The sequence below is a fragment of the Pseudomonas citronellolis genome (genome assembly GCF_029335315.1).
Lineage (GTDB): Bacteria > Pseudomonadota > Gammaproteobacteria > Pseudomonadales > Pseudomonadaceae > Pseudomonas > Pseudomonas citronellolis_A.
This window is the reverse complement of record NZ_JARJLT010000257.1, coordinates 1-818: the sequence shown is the minus strand read 5'-3', so window position 1 is coordinate 818 and position 818 is coordinate 1. Positions and strand designations below refer to the sequence as shown.

General features: G+C 63.2%; 1 protein-coding gene. It reads right to left on the bottom strand.

Translation table 11 applies throughout. The annotated features are described in order from the left end of the window. On the bottom strand, positions 1-818 hold an 818-nt coding region (locus P3W75_RS19385), incomplete at both ends, for a hemagglutinin repeat-containing protein (RefSeq protein ID WP_276228928.1).

Sequence of the window (818 nt, the reverse complement as noted above, 5' to 3'; positions counted from 1 at the left end):
GTGGCCGCCGCAATGGCGTATCCCTTCAGGCTGTCCGAACTAGTGGCGTATTTCAGACCCTGACCAAGATCCCCACCGTTGTTGATCGTGCCGATGGCAAGATTGCTCGCCATCGCGCCGTAGACAGGCCCTAGGTAAGCAGCTGCGATAATTGAAATCGCTAACGCAGGAGCAGCGCCGAGCCCCGAGCTGCTGTACTTCCAACTGTCATGGATTTCCTTGACCCGATTCCAATCCACGTCCCCGCGCGCCTCGGCGTCCTTCAGCCAGGTCAGGTTCGGGTCGGCCTGGACCATGGCGTCGATGGTCTGGCTGACGTTCTTCCGGTCGATCTGCTTCAGGTCGATGTTCAGGCCGTCGACGGCGCGGATGGCCAGTTCGCCCTGGGCCACCAGCTGGCTCTGGCGCAGGGTTTCGTCGGTCTGGCCCTTGCCCTTGGCCGATTGCCAGGCGAGGTTGCTGCTGCTTTTCTCGTGGCTTTCCTGGTGCAGGTCCTTGACCGCTTCGAAGGTCACCGCGCCGCCGCTGACGAGGGCGATGTCGTGGCCGCCTTCGAGCGTGGCGCCCTGGTACTTCTGGTCGCCGCCGCTGAGCAGGGTGAGGTCGCTGCCGGCGCTGATCTGGCTGCCGATGGCCTTCACATCGGTGACTTCGTCGCGCTGGGTCTTCTTGCTGCCGAAGCTGCCTTTGCTCTTCTTGTCGTAGAGGCTGTAGTCGCTGTCGTAGTCCGCCAGCAGTTCCAGCTTGTCGCCGGCGACCAAGTAGGCCTCGTTGCCCGCGCCAATCTTGCTGGCCTTGAGGGTGAGGTTCTCGCCGGC